A 22,534-nucleotide genomic window follows, 5' to 3' on the forward strand; every position below is an offset into this window, starting at 1 on the left:
CCCCCGTGAACCGGGCAGCAGCATGGGGTTCGCCACACCGGCCGATGCCTGCGAAACTATCACTGTCCGGCCAAGGAAAATATGATCCATCGCAAATCAGCGACATAAAATGGCGCGTTTTTTATTGATTGATTGATCAATCAAGAATAATTTGCCATCCGTCAAGGAGACCCCTATGCCCAAGATCGGAATGGAGCCTTTGCGCCGCAAGGCGCTTGTGGATGCGGCGCTTCGCACCATAGGCCACCATGGTTCGCTGAATGTGACAATGTCTGATATCGCCCGGGAAGCGGGCGTGTCGGCAGCGCTCGCGCATCATTATTTCGGCAGCAAGCAGCAGCTTCTTCTGGAAACCATCCGCAGCCTGCTGCGTGACCTCAGGCGCGATGCCGTGGCGGCGCTGACACGCGCTTCCGGCCCGCGCGAAAGGCTGAGCGCCATCGTGCATGTCTCCTTTCAGAGCGACCAGTTCACGCCCGAAACCGTGGCGGCATGGCTCGCCTTTTATGTCGAGGCGCAGCGTTCGGAGGAAACGCGCCGCCTGCTGGTGCTTTATTCCCGCCGCCTGCGCTCCAATCTCATGGCCAGCCTCAACCGGCTTTGTCCGCCCGACGATGCCGCGCGCATCGCGGAAGGGGCGGCGGCTCTGATCGACGGGCTTTATATCAGGCACAGCCTGCGTTCCGCCCCGCTCGGCCTCGCCTCCGCGCCGGCGCTGGTCGAGGATTATTTCGACATGCAGCTTAAATCTTTTCCCGATGGACAGCGCCCGAAGCCGTCCATCCGCGTTCTCAAGGAGACTTCGACATGACCATCGCCACGCCGCTCAAGGCGCAGCCGAAAGCCTCGCATTTCATCGACGGGGACTATGTCGAGGATAATACCGGCACACCGTTCGAGAGCATCTTCCCGGCCACCGGCGAAGTGATCGCAAGGCTGCATGCGGCGACACCTGCCATCGTCGAGCGCGCCATCGCCTCGGCCAAACGCGCGCAGAAGGAATGGGCGGCGATGAGCCCGATGGCGCGCGGCCGCATCCTCAAACGCGCCGCCGATATCATGCGCGAACGCAACGATGCGCTTTCCACGCTGGAGACACTGGATACGGGCAAGCCCATTCAGGAAACCATCGTCGCCGATCCGACATCCGGCGCGGATGCCTTCGAATTTTTCGGCGGTATCGCGCCGTCTGCATTGAACGGCGATTACATCCCGCTCGGAGGCGATTTCGCCTATACCAAGCGTGTGCCGCTCGGCGTCTGCGTCGGCATCGGCGCCTGGAACTATCCGCAGCAGATCGCCTGCTGGAAGGCCGCGCCCGCGCTGGTCGCCGGCAATGCCATGGTCTTCAAGCCCTCGGAAAACACGCCGCTCGGCGCGTTGAAGATTGCCGAAATCCTCATCGAAGCCGGCTTGCCAAAGGGCCTGTTCAATGTCATCCAGGGCGACCGCGACACCGGCCCGCTTCTGGTCAACCACCCCGAAGTGGCCAAGGTCTCGCTCACCGGCTCCGTGCCGACCGGCCGCAAGGTGGCCGCCGCCGCCGCCGGGCATCTGAAGCATGTGACCATGGAACTCGGCGGCAAGTCGCCGATGATTGTCTTCGACGATGCCGATATCGAAAGCGCCGTCGGCGGCGCGATGCTTGGCAATTTTTATTCCTCGGGTCAGGTCTGCTCGAACGGCACGCGCGTTTTCGTGCAGAAAAAGGCGAAGGAGCGTTTCCTCGACAACCTGAAAAGCCGCACTGAGGCGATGATCCTCGGCGATCCCCTCGATTACGCCACCCATCTCGGCCCGCTGGTCTCCAAGGCCCAGCAGGAGAAGGTTCTTTCCTATATCGAAAAGGGCAAGGCGGAAGGCGCGACGCTCATCACCGGCGGCGGCATTCCCAACAATGTCTCGGGCGAGGGCGCTTATGTGCAACCGACCGTGTTCGCCGATGTGACCGACGATATGACCATCGCCCGCGAGGAAATCTTCGGGCCGGTCATGTGCGTGCTGGATTTCGACGATGAGGACGAGGTTATCGCCCGCGCCAACGCAACCGAATTCGGGCTGGCCGGCGGCGTCTTCACCGCCGATCTCGCCCGCGCCCACCGTGTGGTGGATCAGCTGGAGGCGGGCACGCTGTGGATCAATACCTATAATCTCTGCCCGGTGGAAATACCCTTCGGCGGCTCCAAGCAGTCCGGGTTCGGGCGGGAGAATTCGGCGGCGGCGCTGGAGCATTATAGCGAGCTGAAGACGGTTTATGTGAGCACGGGGAAGGTGGACGCGCCTTATTAAGGCAGCGTTGCGGATTGGGGCTTACCCCCCTCTGTCCGGCAGGACGAGCCGTATCACTTCACCCTCGAAATTTGAGAAGGGCGAAACCTGGCCTCAGATCGATCTCCCCCCTTGAGGGGGAGATGTCCGGCAGGACAGAGGGGGGTAACCCCACCCGCACATGAGCCGTTGAGAGAGAGCACAAATCATGCAGGCAGATTACGTCATCGTCGGTTCGGGCTCCGCAGGCTCCGCCATCGCCTATCGCCTGTCGGAAGACGGTCGTTATTCTGTCATCGTCATCGAGGCAGGCGGTTCCGATTTCGGCCCCTTTATCCAGATGCCCGCCGCACTCGCGTGGCCGATGAGCATGAAGCGCTACAATTGGGGTTATCTCTCCGAGCCCGAACCCAATCTCGACAACCGTCGTATCACCGCCCCGCGCGGCAAGGTAATCGGCGGCTCGTCCTCCATCAACGGCCTCGTTTACGTGCGCGGCCACGCGGAGGATTTCAACCGCTGGGAAGAGCTTGGCGCGCATGGCTGGGCCTATGCGGATGTGCTGCCTTACTTCAAGCGCATGGAGCACAGCCATGGCGGCGAGGAAGGCTGGCGCGGCACGGATGGGCCGCTGCATGTGCAGCGTGGCCCCGTCAGCAATCCGCTGTTCCACGCCTTCATTCAGGCGGGCGCGCAGGCGGGCTTTGAACTGACGGACGATTATAACGGCTCCAAGCAGGAGGGTTTCGGCCTGATGGAGCAGACCATCCACAATGGCCGCCGCTGGTCCGCCGCCAATGCCTATCTGAAGCCGGCGCTGAAGCGCGGCAACGTCACGCTGGTCAATGGTTTCGCCCGCAAGATCGTCATCGAGAACGGCCGCGCCGTGGGTGTCGAGATCGAACGCAAGGGCGTGGTGGAAACCATCACGGCCAATCGCGAGGTCATCCTTTCGGCCTCCTCGTTCAACTCGCCGAAACTGCTGATGCTTTCGGGCGTCGGTCCTGCTGCCCATCTGAAAGACATGGGCATCGAAGTGAAGGCGGATCGTCCGGGCGTCGGCGCAAATCTTCAGGACCATATGGAGTTTTATTTCCAGCAGGTCTCCACCAAGCCGGTCTCGCTTTATTCCTGGCTTCCATGGTTCTGGCAGGGCGTTGCGGGCGCGCAATGGCTGCTGTCAAAAGGCGGGCTTGGCGCCTCCAACCAGTTCGAGGCCTGCGCCTTCCTGCGTTCCGCACCCGGTCTGAAACAGCCCGATATCCAGTATCATTTCCTGCCCGTGGCCATTTCCTATGACGGCAAGGCGGCCGCAAAAAGCCACGGCTTTCAGGTGCATGTGGGCTACAACCTGTCCAAATCGCGCGGCAACGTCACCCTGCGCTCCGCCGATCCGCATGACGACCCGGTCATCCGCTTCAACTATATGAGCCATCAGGAAGACTGGGAAAAATTCCGCCATTGCGTGCGCCTGACGCGCGAAATCTTCAGCCAGAAAGCCTTTGACGATTTTCGCGGGCCGGAAATCCAGCCGGGTGAAAATGTCGGGACGGATGAGGAAATTGACGCCTTTTTGCGGGAGCATCTGGAAAGCGCCTATCACCCCTGCGGCACCTGCCGGATGGGCGACAAGGACGACCCGATGGCCGTCGTCGATCCCGAATGCCGGGTCATCGGAGTGGAGGGCCTGAGGGTTGCCGACAGCTCGATCTTCCCGCATGTGACCTATGGCAACCTGAACGGCCCGTCGATCATGACCGGCGAAAAGGCGGCGGACCACATTCTCGGCAAGACCCCGCTGCCGCGTTCCAATCAGGAACCATGGGTGAACCCGCGCGCGGCCGTCAGCGACCGGTGAGGATCAATGGTAGTCGTCCTCGCGCTGGTGGCGAACGGCGGCGATGGTGACGGTTTCCGGGCCGTCGATACGGAACAACACGATATAGCCGGACGAGCCGAAAGGGACGAGTAATTCACGCATCAGGCCATTTTCTTGAGATGCTTTGCGGCAGCTGAAAGGAAAATCGGTCAGAAGCTGCAAGCCCGTTCTGATCGCGTGGATCGCCTTTTCTGCCACATCGATGTCATAGGCGATCAGAAAGTCGTAGATTCGGTCGAAATCACCGAACGCTTCTTCGGTGTAGCGAAGCGAATATGTCATTTTCGCTTCGCTGCTTTCGCGGCATCCAGCTTTCTTTGCATCATCGAAAGAACGTCATCGGTGGTGTAATAAACCCCCGTACGTTCCGCCTCTTCGAGTGATGCTAACCCGCGCGCAATGAATTCCGCCTGCGACTTGCGGATTTCAACCTGCCTGCGCACAGAGTCTTCAATAAAGGACGAAAGTGTCTCGCCGTCCTTTAGCACGCTTTCGGCTGCTTCGCGGAAATCCGCCGTCACCCGCAGCGAAGGGATCGTTGCCGTTTTCATGGGTTGCCTCCTTTGCGTTGCAATTGCGATGCGGAGATTGAGTTAATTACTAGATGGAGTCAAATTAAAATGGGTGGAAACGTCGGGAGGGCAGCCATGTCATACATCCGGACCGGCCACCCCGAAATAACCAAGCCCCGGTATCTTCACACCGGGCCGGCCAAAATCGATGCCGGCGACCAGGCCGAGAAAATTGACCTCAAAACCGCTGCGGGCACCTGCCGAAATACCGAACAACCCGCCCAGCGAAACGCTCGCATCCTTCCAGTCGTCGGCGATGTGGTAAAACGCACCGTCCGGCAGGTAGTCGCGCCCCACCGCGTCCGGCGGCAGCACGACGCCCAGTTCCGGCACGCTGCGCAGCACATGGGCGACGAAGGTGTTGGAGTTGGGGCCGGGATAGATGCGATAGCCGCCCGGCCGACCATAGGGGTAATCGGCAATCGCCTTTTCGATTTTCGGGATCAGCTTTTCCGCTTCCGCGCCGTGAATGGCCACCACCTGGCGCGGCATGTTGGAATACCAGTAGGCGTCCGCTGCATAACCATTATGGCGGATCGGCGTGCCCCAGCCCACCTTGTCGTAACGGTCATAGGTCGCAGCACCGGGCTTTTTCAGCACGACCCAGGCATGGCTGGCGACGGACCCCTTGAAGCCGCCGGTCATGGCGGAAAAGACGTAGACCGCGGCTTCTCCATCGCTCGACGCCACCGGCAGCATGCCGGAGGACGACCATCTTGCGGCGTTCCAGCCGCGCGGATGGTCCTTCATGGCCCATAGCCCCGCCGATGCCAGTGCCGGCAGCAGATAGATAATGGCAATCGCCAGCAGCAGACGTTTTGCAAATTTCACTGACAGCCCCGTGCATCGAAAAATCAATTGCGGTATCAACGACATAAAATCAGAATTTTTTGAGGCTGAGAGAATGAACAATTCCGTTACCGTCGAAGTCACCAGGGGCAATCTCGTCGAAAGCCGCCATCAGGGTCTTGTCGTGGTGGTGGATGGTGATGGCGGCGTGCTGTTTTCGTCTGGTGATATCGAGCGCGGCATCTTCCCGCGTTCCGCCTGCAAGGCCATGCAGGCGCTGCCGCTGGTGGAAAGTGGTGCTGCGGATGCCTATGGTTTCGGTAACCGCGAACTCGCATTCGCCTGTTCGTCCCATTCCGGCGAGGACGCGCATGTGGAACTCGCCGCTTCGATGCTTGCGAAGGCGGGCAGGGATGTGGATACGCTGGAATGTGGCGCACACTGGTCTTCGGACCAGAAAACCATCATCCATCAGGCTCGCACACTGGAAAAGCCGACAGCGCTGCATAATAATTGCTCCGGCAAACATTCCGGTTTCATCTGCGCCTGTTGCCACACCGGCACCGATCCCAGGGGCTATGTCGGTTACGATCACCCGCTGCAGCGGGAAATCCGCGCCACGATGGAAAGCCTGACGGGTGCTGCTCTCGGCCAGGACAATTGCGGCGTGGATGGCTGCTCCATCCCCACCTATGCCGTACCGCTCAAAGGGCTGGCGCATGGTTTTGCGAAGATGGCGACGGGCAGGGGGCTGGAAGCGGGTCGTGCGACAGCGTCGCGCCGTCTCATCGAGGCCTGCATGGCGGAACCCTTTTATGTGGCGGGCACCGGCCGCGCCTGCACGAGGCTGATGCAGATCGCGCCCGGCAAGATCTTTGCCAAGACCGGCGCTGAAGGCGTTTTCGTCGCCGCCCTGCCGGAAAAGGGTATCGCCATGGCGGTGAAATGCGAAGACGGTACGACACGCGCGGCCGAAGCCGTGGTATCCGCACTGCTCGCCCGCTATTTCGATGAAGGCAGCGCCGAGCAGCAGGCGCTGAGCAGCATGGCGAACCGGCAGATGCGCAACTGGAACGGCATCCACGTCGGCGATGTCAGAGTCGTCGGGCTCTAAATAACCTTTGACGCGGCCGGTTGCCGGCACGATGATGACGTGCCCTGTATGTGACGGCCATCCCATGGCCGCCGCGGGCCGGCGTCCGCATGAGGAAGAAACGGGCGCTTCATTGCTTTGGAGGTCGCATATCCATGTTCACACTGTTCTTCTCCCCCGGTTCCTGCTCCCGCGCCAGCCATATCGTGCTTGAGGAATCCGGCCTGCCTTACAAGGCCCATCGCGTCAATTTCGCGGAGGGCGAGCAACGCTCCGAGGCATTTTTAAAGATCAATCCCAAGGGCCGCGTGCCGGCGCTGGCCACCGCAAGCGGCGTGCTGACGGAGACGCCCGCCATTCTCGCCTTTATCGCCCAGATGGCGCCTGAAAAGAAGCTCGCGCCGCTCGATGATCCCTTCGAATTCGCGTTGATGCAGTCCTTCAACGCCTTCATTTCTTCGACCGTGCATGTCGCCCATGCGCATGGCCGGCGCGGCAGCCGCTGGGCGAATGAGGATAGCTCGCTGGCCGATATGAAGGCGAAAGTGCCGCAGACCATGGGCGAGTGCTTCGAACTGATCGAGCACGGCATGCTGCACGGCCCATGGGTTCTTGGTACGGCCTATTCGGTTGCCGATCCCTATCTTTTCGTCATGTCCGGCTGGCTGGAAAGCGATGGCGTGGATATTGCCCGTTTCCCGAAGGTGCATGACCACTTCCGCCGCATGAACGACCGCCCGGCGGTGCAGCGGGCGCTTGCGGGGGAGAGGGGCTGAGAGGCCCCAGCTCGGTCTTGTGGTTGCTCCCTCATTTCTGTGACAAGCACAGGAATGAGGGCAGAGAGACACGCTGGCGGAGTGTTCTCCCGCTCAGGCCGCCTCGGCCGCGCGGGTATCCCACATCGTCTTGAACGCCGTGCGGGTCTGGCAGCGGTCCAGCCAGGCTTTCAGCGCCGGATGGGCATCGAACAGCGGCTTGTGGCCCTGTGCGTAACGAACGATTTCCGCGGCGTTGAGATCGGCCACGGTGAAACGGTCGCCCACCAGGTATTCGTGGCTGGAAAGGTGCTGCTCCAGCACCCGGAAGGGACGCTTCAGCAGGCGGGCGGCGACATCGATCACCGCCTTGCCGCTATCGCTTTCCGACAGGCCTTCGGCGATCGCGGAGGAAATCTTCAGCGAATTGGTTTCGATTTCGGTCGCGGCAAAGAAGGACCATTGCAGCATCGCCGCATCTTCCTTCAAATCGACCGGCGCAAGCGGTCCGCCATATTTGCGGGCGAGATAGAGGTTGATGGCCATGGATTCGTAAAGCACCATGCCGTCATCCTCGATGCAGGGAATGGTGCCCATCGGGTTGACGGCCAGAAAATCCGGGGACAGCGTGTTGAGCGGCGCATCCGCAGCCAGCGGATCGGCAAGACGGCGGGCCTGTATGACCGGCACATGTTTGAATTCTATGCCAAGTTCCCCTGCCAGCCACAATGTGCGCGTGGCGCGGGAACGGTAGACACCGTAAATCGTCAACATCGAAATTACCCCTTCAACCTGTCAGATGGCGGCACGTTACGGTCTAGCCCTTTTAAAGTGAAGCTGCGGATCGCAGGGTCAACTATGATTTTTTCTGATCCGTCAGGAGGTCCGTGTCCGGCGACAGCCGGCATTCGAAACGGTCGATGAACCGCTCGAACAGGCGGGCGAAAGTCTCCACATCCTCCGCCGGCCAGCCATCCATCACGTCCTCGATGACGCTCATCTTGGTCCGGCGCATTTCCTGCAAAAGACTGGTGCCGATCGGCGTGATCTCGACGATGCTGCGGCGGCCGTCTTCCTGGGAAACGCCGCGTTTCAGCAGGCCGCGCCCCACCATATCCGCCACCACACGGCTGCCGCGCGAGGGATCGATGCGCATGCCCTCGGCAATCGCACCCACGGTAACGTCGCCTTCCGCCCGGCGCAGAATGTCGAGCACGTCGATATGGGAAAGTTCCAGACCCGGAGCGAGCTTGGCAAGCGCCATGCGGCCGATGATGCGGCGGCCGATCATGATGCGCATGCGCGTCATCGTATTGCCGATCCGCTTGATGTCCTCAGGCAGATCCTCGTTCCGGTTTTCCTCAGTCGCCACGCTTCATCGTCCCTTTCGATGCAATTTCCCGATCACATTTAGCGGCATTAGCATAGATGTCAAAAACTTGCCATTGACATATATATGCTGATAGCACACAAATTGCCGCAGTAAAACCGCCGTAAGCCAACGAGATTTTTCATGGATATGTCCACCGCCCCCGTGGCGCCGCTTGTGTCGGATCATCGGCGCAGGCTCATCGTCTTTCTGTTTCTGATGCTGGCCATGTTCATGGCGACCCTCGACAACCAGATCGTATCGACAGCACTGCCCACCATCGTCGGTGAATTCGGCGCGCTGGAGCGTTTCGGCTGGATCGGCTCGGCCTATCTTCTGGCGACCAGCGCGGTCATGCCGGTTTATGGCAAGCTCGGTGATCTGTTCGGTCGCAAATATGTGATGATCGCAGCGGTCGTCATCTTCACGCTTGGCTCACTCGCCTGCGGGCTGGCCTGGTCGATGGATTCGCTGATCGCGGCCCGCGTGCTGCAGGGGCTTGGCGGCGGCGGCATCATGGTATCGATCTTTTCCGTCAATGCGGATCTGTTCGAACCGCGCGAGCGCGCCCGTTACCAGAGCTATTCCAGCCTCACCATCATGGCGTCTGGCAGTGTCGGCCCGATCCTCGGCGGCACGATGAGCGACCTGTTCGGCTGGCGGTCGATCTTCCTTATCAACCTGCCGCTCGGCATTATCGTCATTGCAGGTCTGGCGCTGATGCTGCCCTATCGCCGTCCGGCCCGCCAGCCGAAGATCGATTATCTCGGCGCGGTCCTCTTGGCGGCCACCATTGCCAGCGTGGTCTTCTGGGCAGACAGCAGCGAATTGTTCGGCTCGCTGATCGCAGGCCCCAGTCTCGGCATCATCGCTTTCGCCGTCATCGCCGCTTTCCTCTGGGTGCAGGTGGAACGCCGCGCGCCGGAACCCGTCGTGCCGCTCAGGCTCTTCAAGGACAGCACCTTTCCGCTCTTGATGATCGTTTCGCTGACCAGCGGCGGCATCGGTATCGGCATGGTCAATTATTACGCCCTGTTCCTGCAGACCACGACCGGCCTTTCGCCTTCCCATGCCGGCCTGTTCTTCATCGCCGTCACCGGCGGCATCGTCATGGGTTCGCTTTCAGCCGGGCGGCTGATTTCGATCACCGGCGTCTACAAGCCCTTCTCGGTGGCGGGTCTCACCATCAACCTCATCGCCATGCTGCTCTTCACGCAGATGCATGCAGGAACGCCGCTTCCCCTGATCGCCGCGTTGATGCTGGTGCAGGGTTTCGCCGTTGGCCTCGGCCAGCAGGCGCCGATCATCGGCGTGCAGAATTCCGCGCCCAAGGCGGATATAGGTGCGGCGAGCGGCGCGGTGACGCTGACCCGCATGGGCGGCGCGGCCATCGCCATCTCGGTCTATGGCGCCATCGTATCATCGAGCCTCAGGGGCGTGGCCGTCGATATTCCCGGTGTCGGCAAGATCGAGGAGCTGACGCCGAAAATCCTCTCCGAACTTCCCGCCGCCTCACAGGCCGCAGTCGCCTCGCTTTATTCGGATGCCTTCACTCCACTCTTTTTCGCAGCGGCCGCCACCGCCGCCATCGGCCTTGCGGCGGCGCTGATGCTGAAGCCGGTGCGGTTGCCAGCAGCGGTGCAGGCAAAGCCGGCGGAAGAGGCGGCGGAGTAGCATAGCGAAGTTAACCGATGGTCGTTGAACGCCGTCTCACGCGGCGTTCAATGACTTTTCAACGGCCAGCCGAAAGCCCAGCGCATGCAGGACCTTCTGCACGGTTTCATAGCGAAGCTTCGAACCGGGCCTAAGCGCCTTATAGAGGCTTTCGCGGCCGAGACCCGAAGCATCCGCAATGTGCGACATTCCGCGAGCCTTGGCGACCGCGCCAAGGGCGGCCCCGGCTCAAAGCCGAAATGACGCACGCAAAACAAAAACACCGCCACTGGAAATTTAACGCCCGTTTCGCGTTATTCTCGCAGCACTTTACATTCGCGCGGGCGGCCCTATCTCAATGAATATGAAGCCGGAACAGCTGTTGAACTCCACGCCCAAGGGTCTTTATTGCCCGGCGGGCGATTTTTATGTCGATCCCGTCCGCCCGGTGGCGCGGGCGCTCATCACCCATGGCCATTCCGATCACGCCCGCGCCGGTCATGGCGCGGTGCTGGCCACGCGCCAGACGCTCGATATCATGCGCATCCGTTATGGCGAGGACTTCTGCGGCAAAGAGCAGGCGGTCGCTTTCGGTGAAACGGTGGATGTCAATGGCGTGACGGTGGGTTTCCATCCGGCGGGCCATGTTCTCGGCTCCGCACAGATCTCCGTGGAAATGAACGGCCTGCGCATCGTCGCGTCTGGCGATTACAAGCGCGGCATCGACCCTACCTGCGCGCCCTTCGAAACGGTGCCATGCGATGTCTTCATCACAGAGGCCACCTTCGGCCTGCCGGTGTTCCATCATCCGCTGCCGCGGGTGGAAATCGGCAAGCTGCTCACCTCCATCAAACAATTTCCCGAACGCACCCATCTGGTCGGGGCTTATTCGCTGGGCAAGGCGCAGCGCGTCATTCGGCTACTCCGCGACAACGGTTATTCCGATCCCATCTATATTCACGGCGCGCTGGCCAGACTTTGCGATTATTATGTCTCTGAGGGTATCGATCTCGGCGATCTGCGCCCCGCGACGCTCGAAAAAAGCGATCCTTCCGCCTTCAAGGGCGCGATTGTCGTCGGTCCGCCCTCGGCGTTTCAGGAACGCTGGGCGCGCCGTTTCAACGAGCCGCTGATTGCATTTGCGTCCGGCTGGATGATGGTGCGGCAGAGGGCGAAGCAGGGCGGTGTGGAGCTGCCGCTGGTTATATCAGACCATTGCGACTGGCCGGAACTTCTGGAGACGATCAAGGAAATTTCCCCGCAAGCCGTCTGGGTCACCCATGGCCGTGAGGAGGCGCTGGTGCGCTGGTGCGAATTGCAGGGCATTGCCGCCAAGCCGCTGCATCTTGTCGGTTACGAGGATGAGGGGGATTGAGATGAAAGCCTTCGCCACCCTTCTCGATCGCCTCGTTCTCACCCCGTCGCGCAACGGTAAGCTGAAGCTGCTGACCGATTATTTCCGCGATACGCCCGATCCCGACCGGGGTTACGGGTTGGCGGCAATTGCCGGTACGCTCGACCTCAAAAGCGTCAAACCGGCCCTGCTGCGTGAGCTGGTGCTGGAGCGGATGGATGAAGTGCTGTTCCGCTATTCCTATGATTATGTGGGCGATCTGGCCGAGACCATATCGCTGGTCTGGGGCAATATCGGCGGCGCTGATGACGCCGAGGCTCAGGACCCGCGTCTCGGCGAAGTCGTCACACTGATGAATTCACTCGGCCGCACGGAGGTGCGCGGCGCGGTGCGCGATCTGCTCGACCGGCTCGATACGTCCTCGCGTTTCGCTTTCCTCAAACTTGCAACCGGCAGCCTGCGCATCGGCGTTTCGGCGCGGCTGGCGCGTCAGGCGCTGGCGGATTTTGCGGGGAAAGACATCACCGAGATCGAGACCCTCTGGCACGGTCTGACGCCGCCCTATACGTCGCTTTTTGCGTGGCTTGAGGGCAAGTCGGACCGGCCGGTGCTGGCGACACCAGCCATCTTCCACTCGGTGATGCTGGCGACGCCGGTGGCCGATGGCGACCTCGATGCGCTGGACCCTGCCGACTATGCCGCGGAATGGAAATGGGACGGCATTCGCGTGCAGCTGTCCCGCGCCGGTGGGACACGAAAACTCTATTCCCGTTCCGGCGACGATATTTCCGGGGCCTTTCCCGATGTTCTGGAGGCGATCGATTTCGAAGGCGTGATGGATGGCGAGTTGCTGATCGGCGGCACGGCGCGGTCCAACAATCTCACCCGCACCTTTTCCGACCTGCAGCAGCGGCTGAACCGCAAGACGGTGACGGCAAAGATGCTGGACGACTATCCCGCCTTCATCCGCGCCTATGATCTGCTGTTTGATGGCGAGAGTGATATCCGCGCGCAGACCTATCTGGAGCGCCGCGGCAGGCTGTCCGATATCGTCGAGCATGCCCCGCATGACCGTTTCGACCTTTCGCCGCTGATCGGCTTTTCCAGCTGGACGGAGCTCGACACACTGCGTGCCGCGCCGCCCGATCCTGTCATCGAGGGTGTGATGATCAAGCGCCGCGACAGCACCTATCAGGCTGGCCGCGCCAAGGGGCCGTGGTTCAAGTGGAAACGCGATCCCTATAATATCGACGCTGTCATGATGTATGCCCAGCGCGGCCACGGCAAAAGGTCGAGCTATTATTCCGATTTCACCTTCGGTGTCTGGGCGGAAGGCGAGGATGGCGAACAGCTCGTGCCCGTCGGAAAGGCCTATTTCGGCTTCACCGATGCGGAGCTGGAGGTGCTGGACAAGTTCGTCCGTGACAACACCGTCGAGCGCTTCGGCCCGGTGCGGGCGGTGCGCGCCACGCCGGATTTCGGTTTCGTGCTTGAAGTGGCCTTCGAAGGCATCAACCGCTCCACCCGCCACAAATCCGGCGTCGCCATGCGCTTCCCCCGCATTGCCCGGCTGCGAGCCGACAAGCTGCCCGCGGAAGCAGACAGGCTTTCGACGCTGGTGGCGATGATCGATGGTGTGGAGGGGTAGGGGGCTGCGCCGCTTCCCTCATTCCCGTGACTAGTGCAGGAGCAAGGAAAGTGTTTTGTCCAGAAATTGCCATGATGGCTGCGAATACATTGTTGTCATTCGCGAATCCGTGATTGGACAGCCTCCCGCCGCAGTGTTGAACTGCTGTTACAACCATCCTCGTCAGGTGAACATATGGCAGACAAACGCTTTCTTTCCTCACCCTTCGGACAGGAAGAGAGCGGCCCGATCTCGCCGGGCATGACGCGGCGCAGAGTGCTGGCCGGCGCCATGGGGCTGTCAGCGGCGGTTATCCTGCCGCCCGCCGTGAAAGCGGGCATTCCCACACCCGAAGTTCTGCCGCTGGAAAGGCAGGATTATGCGGAGGCCCGCCGACGTTTCCACACGCATCTGCTGCGCAAGATGGCCGCGCCGGAAAAATCCTCGGTGCTTGGCACGCCGCCCGGGGCGGAGCGTGTCACCTATCCCGGCGGGCCGGATGGTTCCATCGAACTGGTCGCCTGGCTCTCCCATTATCAGCCGTCAAAAACGCTGAAACCCGCTGTGCTTTTCCTCCACGGCGGCAACGCCACCGGTGATGGCCACTGGGCGCTGATGAAGCCCTATTGGGAAGCGGGCTTCGTTGTGCTGCTTCCGTCCTTTCGCGGCGAAAACGGCCAGAATGGCAATTATTCCGGCTTCTACGACGAAACGGCGGATGCGCTGGCGGCGGCGGCCTATCTGGAAAATCTTCCCGGCATCGACAGAAAGCGGTTTTTCATCGCCGGCCATTCCAATGGCGGCACGCTGACGCTTCTTGCCGCCATGAGCCGCAAATTCCGCGCCGCCGCGCCCATATCCGCCGGTGTCAATTCATGGCGTTATTTCAACCGCTATAGCGACGAGATCTGTTTCGACGAAACCGACGAGCGCGAATTCATCATGCGCTCTTCCGTCTGTTTCGGCCCCAGCCTCAAATGCCCGGCGCTGCTTTTACGCGGCACGGAGGAACGGCCCTTCGATGCCGATCACCAGCTTTTTGTGGACCGCGCCCTGACATCCGGCTTCAAGGTCGATAAAAAACTGCTGCCCGGCAGCCATAATGGCGTGGTTCCGGGCGCGGTGGAAGAAAGCATCCGCTTTTTCAATGGTTTCGTCTAAACGCGATATTGCGCGGCTGCTTGCCGGCGCATGGCGTCCTAGTTTTTGACGATGGACGTCTTGGCCTGCTCGGCCCACCATGCGCCGTCTTTTTTGTCGGCATATTGCGCGCGTTTGTTGGTGAATTGCCCCTGCGTGCACATTTCGCGGTAATTGCGAACCGGCAGCCCGAGTTCCTTGACGACGGCGTGCACCACCGTCGGACCCGTCATGTCATAGACGCTGACGAGCGTTCCCTCTTCGATATTCTGGGCAATACGATCGGCCATCAGCCTCAGCGCCGGGTGACCGGGTTTCGATGCCATGAAGTAATTTGTGATTTCGCCATTTTTCATGGCGATGAAAACGGCGTCTTCATCCGCGCCGATCACATCTTCCGGGCGGGCCGCAAAGTTGGAATCGATATCCAGATAGATGCCGCCTTCCTGCAGAAGAACCAGAATACGCCAGAAATCCGCCTTGGCGGCGCCGACCTGCAATCGACGGAAGGCATCGGCATAACGTCCGGGAAAATGCCGGTCGATATAGGCCTGGCACGCCTCGTCATCATGGTAGCGATATTCGAATTCCGGCGTCAGCCAGCGGTTGAACAGGAAATTCGCATAGATCGGCGTCGTTACCCGGTTGGAATAATTCGTCTGCCAGATGATGCGCGGAATGGCTTTTTCCGATTTCGGGCTGCGTCTGGCAGGCTGATACTCCGGAAGCGTCTTTCTTCTGCCGGGGCGGATGAAGAGATCGATGGAGAAAATAACCTTGACGATGTTGCCGCCGATCTTGATCGCGCGGTACGCAATGCGGTTATAGCCAGTTTTAGCCAAGTTCAGCGCTCCTGCGCGTGGAATCGTTTGTCACGCGCGTGGAAAACGGCGGCACGCGGTATTTATTGGACGCAATTAGTTTGTCAATACGCTGAAAATGAGACCGGCCGAGCCCGGATTAACGAGGCTCGGCCGGTTTGGGAGGGGCTGCAATCAGGCTTTGTTGCGGTTGAAATATCCAAGCAGCCGCATGGCGTTTGCGGTGACCAGAACCGTAGCGCCCGTATCGGCGAAAACGGCGAGCCACAGGCCGGAAAGGCCGGTGACGGTCGTCACCAGAAACACTGCCTTCAGGCCGAGCGCGATCGTCACGTTCTGGCGGATATTGCTCATGGTGGCGCGCGACAGGCCGATGAGGCGGGCGGCATCGCCGACATTGTTGCGCATCAGCGCCGCATCCGCCGCTTCCATCGCCACATCCGTGCCCGAGCCGATGGCGACACCGACGCTGGCCGCCGCAAGGGCCGGCGCATCATTGATGCCGTCACCCACCATCACCACGGTCTTCTTTTCGGCAAGCTTGCGAATTTCCTCGACCTTGTTCTGCGGCAGGAGTTCGCCGCGCGCCTCAAGGCCCAGCTTGTTGCCGATGGCCTTTGCCGTGCGGGCATTGTCACCCGACAGCATCAGCGAGGAAATGCCCATCTCCTTCAGCGCTTTCACACCTTCGGCCGCATCCTTGCGCGGCTCGTCACGCATGGCGAAGAGGCCGCTTGCCGCCCCGCCGACTATCACGACGGCCACCGTCTTGCCTTCGCTCTCCAGTGTGGAGATGCGGTCGGCCAGTTCCTTGGAGACGGTGCCGACTTCGGTTGCAAAGCGCGGCGCGCCGATGAACAGGTCTTTTCCGCCGACATTGCCCTGCATGCCGCGACCGGAAATCGCCTTGATGTTGGAGCCTGGCAGGGGCTTTACGCCGAGCTTTTCGGCATGATTGACGATGGCGCGGGCGAGCGGATGGCTCGATTCATGCTCGATGGTCGCGGCCGCCGCGATCAGGCCGGCCTCGTTGCCGTCAAGCGCCACAACGTCAGTCACGACGGGTTCGCCAAGCGTCAGCGTGCCGGTCTTGTCGAAAGCGACGGTTTCGGTGCGCGCCAGCATTTCGATGACCGCGCCGCCCTTCACCAGCATGCCGTGGCGTGCCGCAGCCGAAAGGCTGGAGGCTATGGCCGCGGGAACCGAAATGACCAGCGCGCAGGGGCAACCGATCAGCAGCAGGGCGAGACCGCGATAAATCCACGTATCCCAGTCACCGAGGCCGGCGAGCGGCGGCACGATGATGGTGAGCACGGAGATCGCCACGATCAGCGGCATATAATAACGCGAGAAGCTCTGGATGAAGCGCTCGGTCGGGGCACGCGCATCCTGCGCTTCTTCGACAAGCGTGATGATGCGGGCAATGGTATTGTCTTCCGGCGCGCGGTCGACGCGGATGCGCAGCGAGCCGTCATGGTTGATGGAACCGGCAAAAACGCGTGCGCCCTTTTCCTTGGCGACGGGAATGCTCTCTCCGGTCATCGGCGATTCGTCGACGCTGGACTGGCCTTCCATGACAACGCCATCGGCGGCGATACGGTCGCCGGGACGCGCCACGACCACCTGGCCGATGCGCACCTGATCGGCGGCAACCTGCCGAAGCGCACCGTTTTCTTCCACCAGCGCCGTCTTCGGCAAGAGCGAACCGAGCGCCTTGATGCCAGAGCGCGCACGTGCGGCGGCAAAGCCTTCCAGCAATTCGCCGACGGAGAAGAGCAGCACGACAATGGCCGCCTCTTCCGCCTCGCCGATGATGATCGCGCCAATGGCGGCAATGGTCATCAGCATCTCGATGGTGAAGACCGCGCCGAAACGGGCGGCATTGAAGGCGTTCTTCGCGATCGGGAAAAGCGTGACCAGCGTGGCGATGATGAAGGCATAACCGCCCCATGCGGGGAAGGTCAGTTCCGCAGCATAGGCAATGGCGACCAGAATGGTGCCGGTGAAGGTGTTGCGCGCCTTTGCTGTGCGCCACCAGACACCTTTTTCATCCGCGCCATGGGCATGGCCCACTTCCGCGCCCTGCGCTGAAGCCGCCGGGGCGGAACCATGCGAATGGCCCGCATGGTCGTGGCCGGAATGATCGTGACCAGAATGGTCATGCTTGGAGTGGTCATGGTCCCCATGGTCATGATCATGCCCGCTGCAGGACGCGTGATCGTGTCCGGAATGGTCATGATCTGAATGGTCGTGGTGATGCCCGCCGCACGACCCGCGGTCATGGTCGTGATCCGCCACTTTTTCACGCGCGGACTTTTCCTGCGGCAGCAGGGCCGGTTTAAATCCGAGCTTGCGCAGCGTGTCCTCGATTTTTTCGACCGGGGTTTTGTTCTCGGCCAGCGAAAGGTTCAGCCGTTCGCGGGCAACCGAGACCTTGACGTCGCCAACGCCGGGCAGGCGGGAAAGCGCGGTTTCGATCTTCGCGGCGCAGCTGCCGCAATCCATGCCGCCGACCGAAAAAGTCAGCGCATTGTTCTTTTCAGCGGCCGTTTCGGCCTCGTCATGGTGGTGACCGCCGCAGGAGGAATGGTCGTGATGATCGGCCTCGACCTTTGCCTGGGAAGCCTTTTCGCGCGGCAGCAAAGCGGGTCTGAAGCCAAGCTTGCGCAGCGTGTCCTCGATTTTTTCGACCGAGGTTTTCTCTTCCGCCACGGAGAGGTTCAGCCTTTCACGGGCAACCGACACCTTGACGTCGGCAACGCCGGGGAGGCGGGAAAGTGCGGTTTCAATCTTCGCCGCGCAGCTGCCGCAATCCATCCCGCCGACCGTGAAGGTCAGTTCCTCCGATTCCCCGTTCAAACTGCCGCGTGTCGAAATATTCATGGTTTCGCTCCTGAATTCCAGTCGACAGTCAATCTGGCACCTCTAGCAACTAGAGCTTCAAGAGGAAAAATGCAGTTTTTCGATTTTTTTTGAAAAGCCGACGCCAGCTTCGCGCCAGCCGCACGGTTCATCATGACGGTAGATTGGATTCCATGAAGCGGTTCAGATGATAGCACTCCTTTTGAAAAATGGTCGCCGGGCGGCCTCTCTGGTCGGGCTTGCGCTGCTGCCTCTGATGAGCGGCTGCCTTTTCGTGACGGATACGACCCGGATGGACCCTGACGTCTTCGTCAGGGAAACGGCGCCGGTGTTCAACTTCAATTCCGTCAGCTCCAATCGCCAGCCGGAACTGCCGCCGCAGCCGGGCCAGCTTTCGACGCGCCCGCCGGATCTGTTCAGAACCCGCTTCCATCAGGAATACGGCCCGCCGGTGCGCGGGCAGGGGCTCAATGCGCCGCAGGTGCAGGGTTTTAACGCGCAGCAGCCGCAGGGCCAGACGATGGCCTATGGCCTGCCTGTCTCCAATCCGCTGCATCGGGTCATGTATGGCCCTATCCGCGACGAGGACCGCTCGCTGCCCGCCATTCCCTATGGTCGCATCGATTCGCGTTATCTCCGGCAGGAAGTCAGTTACCAGACGGCGGAAGCGCCGGGCACCATCGTCGTCGATACCAGGCAGCATTTCCTTTACCTCGTGCAGTCCGGCGGCAAGGCGATCCGTTACGGTGTTGGCCTCGGGCGTGACGGTTATGCCTGGTCGGGCCGCGGCAAGATCCAGTGGAAGGCGAAATGGCCGCGCTGGACGCCGCCCGATGAAATGGTCAAGCGCCAGCCGGAACTCGCCTCCATCTCCGCCGCCAATGGCGGCATGACGCCTGGTCTCAACAACCCGCTCGGTGCGCGCGCGCTTTATATTTTCAAGGACGGCAAGGACACGCTTTACCGCGTGCATGGCACGCCGGACTGGCAGTCCGTCGGCAAGGCAACGTCCTCCGGCTGCGTGCGCATGCTCAATCAGGATGTGATCGATCTTTACGAACGCGTGCCGCAAGGGGCGCAGATTGTGGTTATCTGAACACGTTCTAAAAGAAAGAGATATGGGACCCATTCCGCCAGCACCTTGTGACTGGCTTTTAGCGGTCGGTTAACTATTTTCGCAATACGCATGACACGGAACAAATGACGTACAACGGCGATATAGCCGTTCGAAATGTGGGACAAACCGGCCTTATGACAAGCACCGACACAGATCTTTCCAGACGCACCTTCCTTTCCCTTCTTGGCCTCTCCTCCGCTTCGCTTCTCGCAGGCTGCGCCTCATCGGGCACGGGAGACGCCATCCGCCAGCAGGCGAGCGCCATCGGCACCGATTTCCGGCAGATGTTTTCGCCGGGCGTCAGCGATGCGGAACTGGCCGTCATGTACGGCTCGGTTGAGGATGGCGGTTACGTCATTCCCGCCGTACCCTATCAGAAAATCGACCGGCGTTATTACCGCCAGCGGGTTGTCGATCCGACCGGCGAGCGCCCGGGCACCGTTGTCGTCGATACACGCTCGCGCTTCCTTTATGTCGTGGAGCAGGGCGGCAGCGCCATGCGTTACGGCGTCGGCATCGGCCGCGATGGTTTCGCCTGGTCGGGCGAGGGCGTCATCCAGTGGCGTCAGAAATGGCCGAAATGGACCCCGCCGGATGAGATGGTCGCCCGCCAGCCGGAACTGGTCAAATATTCTTCCAAGAATGGCGGCATGCCGCCGGGCCTGAAGAACCCGCTTGGCGCGCGCGCCCTTTATATCTTCCAGAACGGCAAGGACACGCTTTACCGTCTGCACGGCTCGCCGGAATGGAATTCCATCGGCAAGGCAGTCTCTTCCGGTTGCGTGCGCCTGATGAACCAGGACGTCATCGACCTCTATGACCGCGTGCCGCAGAAGGCCCGTGTGGTGGTCTGGCAATAAGCCGAAAACGCTTCGAATAAAAAGGCGGCCCTGTGCCGCCTTTTTCTTTTTTGGGTTAGGGCCGGGTTAGGCTGTCCTTCAGCGCATTCACCCGGTCGCGAATCTGCACCAGTTCCTCCAGCCCGCAGCCCGTGGCGCTGCCGATCGCCGCCATGATCTTCACGCCCTCTTTTTTGAGGTTCGCGCCCTTGGGCGTCAGGGCCACCAGCACCTGCCGCTCATCCACGGTGCCGCGCTTGCGGGTAATCAGCCCGGCATGTTCCAGCCTTTTCAGCAATGGCGACAGCGTGCCGGAATCAAGACCCAGCATTTCGCCAAGCGCCTTGACGGTGGACGTCTCCTTTTCCCATAGCGCCATCATGACCAGATATTGCGGATAGGTCAGCCCGATCGGGTCGAGCAGCGGCTTATAGGCGCGTGTGAAGGCGTGTGCCGCGCCATAAAGGGCAAAACATATCTGCTGGTCCAGCCTCAACAGGCTTTCCATCTTCTTCTCGTCGCCCTCTGCGTCCATTTTCGTGCTCCAAAATCAACCGGGGAGGGAACAATCAGCCCCCGCTTTCGGTTCCTGCCGCATGGATGCGCGGCGAAATTTCGTGAAAATTATCGCAAAAAACGATTTCGTATTCAATGTGCAAAATTATATTGCGCACAATTCAATTGTTCGCTATAAGAACTCAACACCAACCCGAAGGAGTAAATGTCATGCCCATTCTTTACACGACCAAAGCATCTGCCACCGGTGGCCGCGCCGGCAACGCCAAGTCGGAAGACGGCGTTCTCGACGTTACGCTGACCGTTCCGAAGGAACTGGGCGGCGATGGCGCCCGTGGCACCAATCCGGAACAGCTTTTCGCAGCCGGTTATTCCGCCTGCTTCCTGGGCGCGCTGAAATTTGTCGCCGGCAAGGAAAAGGTAAAGATTCCTGAAGACACGACTGTGACGGCAACCGTCGGTATCGGCCCGCGCGAAGATGGCGGCGGTTTCGGCATCGAAGTGTCGCTGAAGGCAAATATTCCGGGCGTCGAGCGCGAAGTCGCTGAAAAGCTGGTTGCTGCCGCTCACATCGTCTGCCCCTACAGCCACGCCATGCGCACCTCCACGGAAGTGCCGGTCTCGGTGGCCTGATCCAATCCGCGTAAGCTATTCCATGTAAGCAATGAGGCCGGGTTCATCCCGGCCTTCTTGTTTGTGGAAAGAAATATGCTATATTCTTTCCAAGGAAAGGATGTGCGCCATGAATATTCACGCCAAGACCGCCATGGATCCTGCTTCGCAGGGCAGGGTCGTCACCAAGGCCGTTATGACCGCTGCCGAGCGGCTGGGTCTGAATGCTGCCCGCACGGCGGATATTCTCGGTGTTTCCGCGCCGACGGTGTCACGCATGAAGCGGCTCGATTTCCTGCTGGAGCCGGGCGCCAAGTCCTTCGAGCTTGCGGTGTTGCTGATCCGGGTCTTTCGCTCGTTGGATGCGATTACGGGGGGCGATGAGGCGGTGGCCAAAAACTGGCTGCGCAATCACAATACGGCGCTTGATGCCGTGCCTGCCGAGAGGCTCACCACCATTACCGGATTGATCGATGTCCTCTCCTATCTGGACGCCCGACGCGCTCCTGTCTGAAAAACGCGCCGCATCGGGAAAATACTGGCGGCTGGTGGAAGCGCAGCATCAGGTTTCCACCATGAAACTGGTGGATACGGTGGAGGAGCAATCGCTGCTGGAAGATATTCTGGAGGCGAGCAAGCGGCCGTTTCCGCCGGAATGCGCCGGTTTCGATTATCTTCTTGCGACGCCCTTCCGTTATGGCGCCGCCTATCCGCACGGCTCGCGGTTCCGCCGGGCGGGCTTTACCGAGGGCGTTTATTACGCCGCCGCGAAGGTGGAAACGGCGCTTGCCGAAATGGCCTTCTACCGGCTGCTGTTTTATGCGGAATCCCCCCGCACGCCGCTGCCCGCCAATCCCGCTGATTACTCCGCCTTTGCCGCCCGTATCGCTACCGATGCGGCGCTGGATTTGACGAAACCGGAACTGAGCCGGGACGAGGCGCTGTGGACCGATCTGCAAAATTACGAGCCATGCCAGGCGCTGGCCGAGCAGGCGCGTCTGGCGAAGATCGAGGCGATCCTGTATCGCTCGGTGCGCGATCCCCAGAGCGGCCTCAACATCGCGATCCTGTCGCCAAAGGCCTTTGCCGAAAAAATGCCGGTGGAACGGATGAGCTGGCGCATTCGCCTGTCGAAAACCGGGGTGCAGGCGCTGTGCGAATTTCCCATGCGCAGAACGGGGTTTGCGGTCTCGGATTTCGCCGGTGATCCACGCCTCGCCAGCCTTTTGGGCTGACGGGCGTTTTGCTTTTTTCACCTCGGCCCCTGT

The 22,534-nt window shown here is 60.8% G+C and carries 22 protein-coding genes and 1 pseudogene; 14 read left to right on the plus strand and 9 right to left on the minus strand.

Annotated features, from left to right (window positions below; all coding sequences use genetic code 11):
• Window positions 1-175 precede the first annotated feature (175 nt).
• The 3 genes from betI (at window position 176) to betA (ending at window position 4,126) form a co-directional block, all read left to right on the plus strand.
• Window positions 176-811, plus strand: a complete 636-nt coding sequence (gene betI, locus QRN60_RS03560; RefSeq protein WP_003508993.1) for a transcriptional regulator BetI — start codon at window positions 176-178, stop codon at window positions 809-811.
• Complete coding sequence (betB, locus tag QRN60_RS03565; RefSeq protein WP_099085583.1) at window positions 808-2,289, plus strand: betaine-aldehyde dehydrogenase; 1,482 nt, start codon at window positions 808-810, stop codon at window positions 2,287-2,289. The genes betI and betB overlap by 4 nt, the downstream gene beginning before the upstream one ends.
• 187 nt (window positions 2,290-2,476) lie before the next feature.
• On the plus strand, window positions 2,477-4,126 hold the full coding sequence (gene betA, locus QRN60_RS03570) for a choline dehydrogenase (RefSeq protein ID WP_129564565.1): 1,650 nt from the start codon (window positions 2,477-2,479) through the stop codon (window positions 4,124-4,126).
• A gap of 3 nt (window positions 4,127-4,129) precedes the next feature.
• Here the strand turns inward: betA and QRN60_RS03575 are convergent, their stop codons facing one another.
• The 3 genes from QRN60_RS03575 to QRN60_RS03585 form a co-directional block, all read right to left on the minus strand.
• The gene (locus QRN60_RS03575; protein ID WP_003508988.1) at window positions 4,130-4,429 is read right to left on the minus strand and encodes a type II toxin-antitoxin system RelE/ParE family toxin; all 300 of its coding nucleotides are present in this window, start codon (window positions 4,427-4,429) and stop codon (window positions 4,130-4,132) included.
• Window positions 4,426-4,698 (minus strand): YlcI/YnfO family protein, encoded by a 273-nt coding sequence (locus tag QRN60_RS03580; RefSeq protein WP_003508986.1) that lies wholly within the window; start codon window positions 4,696-4,698, stop codon window positions 4,426-4,428. The genes QRN60_RS03575 and QRN60_RS03580 overlap by 4 nt, the downstream gene beginning before the upstream one ends.
• Before the next feature lie 99 nt (window positions 4,699-4,797).
• On the minus strand, window positions 4,798-5,550 hold the full coding sequence (locus tag QRN60_RS03585) for a DUF3750 domain-containing protein (RefSeq protein ID WP_003508984.1): 753 nt from the start codon (window positions 5,548-5,550) through the stop codon (window positions 4,798-4,800).
• A gap of 73 nt (window positions 5,551-5,623) precedes the next feature.
• On the opposite strand from QRN60_RS03585, the gene QRN60_RS03590 reads away from it, so the two are divergent.
• The gene (locus QRN60_RS03590; protein ID WP_060723902.1) at window positions 5,624-6,622 is read left to right on the plus strand and encodes an asparaginase; all 999 of its coding nucleotides are present in this window, start codon (window positions 5,624-5,626) and stop codon (window positions 6,620-6,622) included.
• A gap of 134 nt (window positions 6,623-6,756) precedes the next feature.
• Window positions 6,757-7,377: a glutathione S-transferase family protein gene (locus QRN60_RS03595; RefSeq protein ID WP_078051121.1), complete on the plus strand. Its 621-nt coding sequence runs from the start codon at window positions 6,757-6,759 to the stop codon at window positions 7,375-7,377.
• A 93-nt stretch (window positions 7,378-7,470) separates the two neighbouring features.
• Here QRN60_RS03595 and QRN60_RS03600 read toward each other — a convergent pair whose 3' ends face one another.
• Together QRN60_RS03600 and QRN60_RS03605 are read right to left on the minus strand one after the other, a co-directional pair.
• Window positions 7,471-8,130, minus strand: coding sequence for a glutathione S-transferase family protein (locus QRN60_RS03600; protein ID WP_003508979.1), 660 nt, complete (start codon window positions 8,128-8,130; stop codon window positions 7,471-7,473).
• Between the two features lie 82 nt (window positions 8,131-8,212).
• Window positions 8,213-8,728 carry a MarR family winged helix-turn-helix transcriptional regulator gene (locus QRN60_RS03605; protein WP_284764935.1) on the minus strand — a complete coding sequence of 172 codons (516 nt, stop codon included), beginning with the start codon at window positions 8,726-8,728 and terminating at the stop codon, window positions 8,213-8,215.
• A 141-nt stretch (window positions 8,729-8,869) separates the two neighbouring features.
• On the opposite strand from QRN60_RS03605, the gene QRN60_RS03610 reads away from it, so the two are divergent.
• The gene (locus QRN60_RS03610; RefSeq protein ID WP_031234516.1) at window positions 8,870-10,399 is read left to right on the plus strand and encodes an MDR family MFS transporter; all 1,530 of its coding nucleotides are present in this window, start codon (window positions 8,870-8,872) and stop codon (window positions 10,397-10,399) included.
• 36 nt (window positions 10,400-10,435) lie between these two features.
• Here QRN60_RS03610 and QRN60_RS03615 read toward each other — a convergent pair.
• A pseudogene (locus QRN60_RS03615) lies at window positions 10,436-10,621 on the minus strand (addiction module antidote protein); the annotation flags it as partial.
• A gap of 115 nt (window positions 10,622-10,736) precedes the next feature.
• On the opposite strand from QRN60_RS03615, the gene QRN60_RS03620 reads away from it, so the two are divergent.
• The 3 genes from QRN60_RS03620 to QRN60_RS03630 all read left to right on the plus strand — a co-directional run bounded on the left by QRN60_RS03620 (window position 10,737) and on the right by QRN60_RS03630 (window position 14,520).
• The gene (locus tag QRN60_RS03620) at window positions 10,737-11,753 is read left to right on the plus strand and encodes a ligase-associated DNA damage response exonuclease (RefSeq protein ID WP_162687216.1); all 1,017 of its coding nucleotides are present in this window, start codon (window positions 10,737-10,739) and stop codon (window positions 11,751-11,753) included.
• Window position 11,754: 1 nt separating this feature from the next.
• Window positions 11,755-13,380, plus strand: a complete 1,626-nt coding sequence (locus QRN60_RS03625) for a cisplatin damage response ATP-dependent DNA ligase (protein ID WP_003508971.1) — start codon at window positions 11,755-11,757, stop codon at window positions 13,378-13,380.
• Between the two features lie 174 nt (window positions 13,381-13,554).
• Complete coding sequence (locus QRN60_RS03630; protein WP_003508964.1) at window positions 13,555-14,520, plus strand: alpha/beta hydrolase family protein; 966 nt, start codon at window positions 13,555-13,557, stop codon at window positions 14,518-14,520.
• Window positions 14,521-14,558: 38 nt separating this feature from the next.
• Here QRN60_RS03630 and QRN60_RS03635 read toward each other — a convergent pair whose 3' ends face one another.
• Both QRN60_RS03635 and QRN60_RS03640 read right to left on the minus strand, forming a co-directional pair.
• The gene (locus QRN60_RS03635) at window positions 14,559-15,341 is read right to left on the minus strand and encodes a glycosyltransferase family 32 protein (protein WP_003508963.1); all 783 of its coding nucleotides are present in this window, start codon (window positions 15,339-15,341) and stop codon (window positions 14,559-14,561) included.
• A 153-nt stretch (window positions 15,342-15,494) separates the two neighbouring features.
• Window positions 15,495-18,203: a heavy metal translocating P-type ATPase gene (locus QRN60_RS03640; RefSeq protein WP_129564563.1), complete on the minus strand. Its 2,709-nt coding sequence runs from the start codon at window positions 18,201-18,203 to the stop codon at window positions 15,495-15,497.
• A gap of 166 nt (window positions 18,204-18,369) precedes the next feature.
• Here QRN60_RS03640 and QRN60_RS03645 point away from each other — a divergent pair, with 166 nt between their 5' ends.
• Window positions 18,370-19,278 (plus strand): L,D-transpeptidase, encoded by a 909-nt coding sequence (locus tag QRN60_RS03645; RefSeq protein WP_060723910.1) that lies wholly within the window; start codon window positions 18,370-18,372, stop codon window positions 19,276-19,278.
• Between the two features lie 155 nt (window positions 19,279-19,433).
• A complete protein-coding gene (locus QRN60_RS03650) occupies window positions 19,434-20,159 on the plus strand; it encodes a L,D-transpeptidase (RefSeq protein WP_020009597.1) in 726 nt (241 codons plus the stop codon).
• Between the two features lie 55 nt (window positions 20,160-20,214).
• On the opposite strand, the gene QRN60_RS03655 is transcribed toward QRN60_RS03650, so the two are convergent.
• On the minus strand, window positions 20,215-20,673 hold the full coding sequence (locus QRN60_RS03655) for a MarR family winged helix-turn-helix transcriptional regulator (RefSeq protein WP_003509380.1): 459 nt from the start codon (window positions 20,671-20,673) through the stop codon (window positions 20,215-20,217).
• A gap of 191 nt (window positions 20,674-20,864) precedes the next feature.
• On the opposite strand from QRN60_RS03655, the gene QRN60_RS03660 reads away from it, so the two are divergent.
• From QRN60_RS03660 to QRN60_RS03670, 3 genes are all read left to right on the plus strand, one after another.
• Entirely contained in the window at window positions 20,865-21,287 is a 423-nt protein-coding gene (locus QRN60_RS03660; protein ID WP_003509379.1) for an organic hydroperoxide resistance protein, read from the plus strand.
• A gap of 109 nt (window positions 21,288-21,396) precedes the next feature.
• A complete protein-coding gene (locus QRN60_RS03665; RefSeq protein WP_020813092.1) occupies window positions 21,397-21,780 on the plus strand; it encodes an MbcA/ParS/Xre antitoxin family protein in 384 nt (127 codons plus the stop codon).
• Window positions 21,740-22,501, plus strand: coding sequence for an RES family NAD+ phosphorylase (locus QRN60_RS03670; protein WP_165000563.1), 762 nt, complete (start codon window positions 21,740-21,742; stop codon window positions 22,499-22,501). Before QRN60_RS03665 ends, QRN60_RS03670 begins: the two co-directional genes overlap by 41 nt.
• The last annotated feature ends 33 nt before the right edge of the window (window positions 22,502-22,534 follow it).

The organism is Agrobacterium sp. CFBP2214 (assembly GCF_030209895.1).
GTDB classification, from domain to species: Bacteria; Pseudomonadota; Alphaproteobacteria; order Rhizobiales; family Rhizobiaceae; genus Agrobacterium; species Agrobacterium radiobacter.

What these genes read in the sequence shown, in the direction of transcription:
- QRN60_RS03600 (WP_003508979.1), bottom strand. Translation starts at nt 8,130, where the DNA reads ATGTTGACGATTTACGGTGTCTACCGTTCCCGCGCCACGCGCACATTG.
- QRN60_RS03620 (WP_162687216.1), top strand. Translation starts at nt 10,737, where the DNA reads ATGAATATGAAGCCGGAACAGCTGTTGAACTCCACGCCCAAGGGTCTT.
- QRN60_RS03590 (WP_060723902.1), top strand. Translation starts at nt 5,624, where the DNA reads ATGAACAATTCCGTTACCGTCGAAGTCACCAGGGGCAATCTCGTCGAA.
- QRN60_RS03610 (WP_031234516.1), top strand. Translation starts at nt 8,870, where the DNA reads ATGGATATGTCCACCGCCCCCGTGGCGCCGCTTGTGTCGGATCATCGG.
- betB (WP_099085583.1), top strand. Translation starts at nt 808, where the DNA reads ATGACCATCGCCACGCCGCTCAAGGCGCAGCCGAAAGCCTCGCATTTC.
- QRN60_RS03660 (WP_003509379.1), top strand. Translation starts at nt 20,865, where the DNA reads ATGCCCATTCTTTACACGACCAAAGCATCTGCCACCGGTGGCCGCGCC.
- QRN60_RS03630 (WP_003508964.1), top strand. Translation starts at nt 13,555, where the DNA reads ATGGCAGACAAACGCTTTCTTTCCTCACCCTTCGGACAGGAAGAGAGC.
- QRN60_RS03670 (WP_165000563.1), top strand. Translation starts at nt 21,740, where the DNA reads ATGTCCTCTCCTATCTGGACGCCCGACGCGCTCCTGTCTGAAAAACGC.
- QRN60_RS03595 (WP_078051121.1), top strand. Translation starts at nt 6,757, where the DNA reads ATGTTCACACTGTTCTTCTCCCCCGGTTCCTGCTCCCGCGCCAGCCAT.
- QRN60_RS03650 (WP_020009597.1), top strand. Translation starts at nt 19,434, where the DNA reads ATGACAAGCACCGACACAGATCTTTCCAGACGCACCTTCCTTTCCCTT.
- QRN60_RS03580 (WP_003508986.1), bottom strand. Translation starts at nt 4,698, where the DNA reads ATGAAAACGGCAACGATCCCTTCGCTGCGGGTGACGGCGGATTTCCGC.
- QRN60_RS03655 (WP_003509380.1), bottom strand. Translation starts at nt 20,673, where the DNA reads ATGGACGCAGAGGGCGACGAGAAGAAGATGGAAAGCCTGTTGAGGCTG.
- QRN60_RS03665 (WP_020813092.1), top strand. Translation starts at nt 21,397, where the DNA reads ATGAATATTCACGCCAAGACCGCCATGGATCCTGCTTCGCAGGGCAGG.
- betA (WP_129564565.1), top strand. Translation starts at nt 2,477, where the DNA reads ATGCAGGCAGATTACGTCATCGTCGGTTCGGGCTCCGCAGGCTCCGCC.
- betI (WP_003508993.1), top strand. Translation starts at nt 176, where the DNA reads ATGCCCAAGATCGGAATGGAGCCTTTGCGCCGCAAGGCGCTTGTGGAT.
- QRN60_RS03575 (WP_003508988.1), bottom strand. Translation starts at nt 4,429, where the DNA reads ATGACATATTCGCTTCGCTACACCGAAGAAGCGTTCGGTGATTTCGAC.
- QRN60_RS03645 (WP_060723910.1), top strand. Translation starts at nt 18,370, where the DNA reads ATGATAGCACTCCTTTTGAAAAATGGTCGCCGGGCGGCCTCTCTGGTC.
- QRN60_RS03625 (WP_003508971.1), top strand. Translation starts at nt 11,755, where the DNA reads ATGAAAGCCTTCGCCACCCTTCTCGATCGCCTCGTTCTCACCCCGTCG.
- QRN60_RS03640 (WP_129564563.1), bottom strand. Translation starts at nt 18,203, where the DNA reads ATGAATATTTCGACACGCGGCAGTTTGAACGGGGAATCGGAGGAACTG.